Source organism: Gluconobacter sp. P1D12_c, assembly GCF_018812105.1.
GTDB classification, from domain to species: Bacteria; Pseudomonadota; Alphaproteobacteria; order Acetobacterales; family Acetobacteraceae; genus Gluconobacter; species Gluconobacter oxydans_A.
The window spans coordinates 1-617 of record NZ_JACSIQ010000170.1 but is presented as its reverse complement, the minus strand read 5'-3'; the positions used below and the strand labels follow the sequence as shown (position 1 = coordinate 617).

General features: G+C 52.5%; 1 protein-coding gene. It reads left to right on the top strand.

Features of this window, described 5'->3' with window-relative positions; all coding sequences use genetic code 11:
* Positions 1 to 20: 20 nt before the first annotated feature.
* Complete coding sequence (locus KP705_RS16160) at positions 21 to 617, top strand: recombinase family protein (RefSeq protein ID WP_029329811.1); 597 nt, start codon at positions 21 to 23, stop codon at positions 615 to 617.

The following is a 617-nucleotide window of genomic DNA, read 5'->3' as shown; positions in this document are numbered from 1 at the left end:
TATACGTTACACTTTCCCGTATGACACACATAATGATCGGCTATGCCCGCTGCTCGACGGACAAACAGGATCTCGCGGCCCAGCATCAGGAACTGCTCAAACTCGGTGTTTCTGCCGATCGTATTTACACCGACAAGGGCTTCACCGGCACGAACCGGGAAAGGGCCGGCCTTGACCAGGCACTGGCGGCTGTTCGTAGTGGCGATACTTTGGTCGTACCAAAGCTTGATCGACTGGCCCGCTCTGTCCCTGATGCACGGCTTATTGGCGACAGCCTGGCATCCCGTGGCGTGAAGCTTCAACTTGGGAACAGTATTCACGATCCGTCTGATCCAATGGGCAAGTTGTTCTTCAACATCCTTGCGACTTTCGCGGAGTTTGAAGCCGATCTGATCCGGATGCGTACTCGTGAAGGGATGGCCGTTGCACGCGACAAAGGTAAACTACGCGGAAAGAAACCCAAGCTTTCTGAACGTCAGCAAAAAGAGCTTCGCCGGATGTATGATACCGGCGATTACTCCATCAGCGATCTTTCAGAACTGTTTTCTATTTCTCGGCCAACTGTCTATCGAACTCTCAGCAGAACAGCCTCAACGTTCTTGTTGGGTTCACTCTAA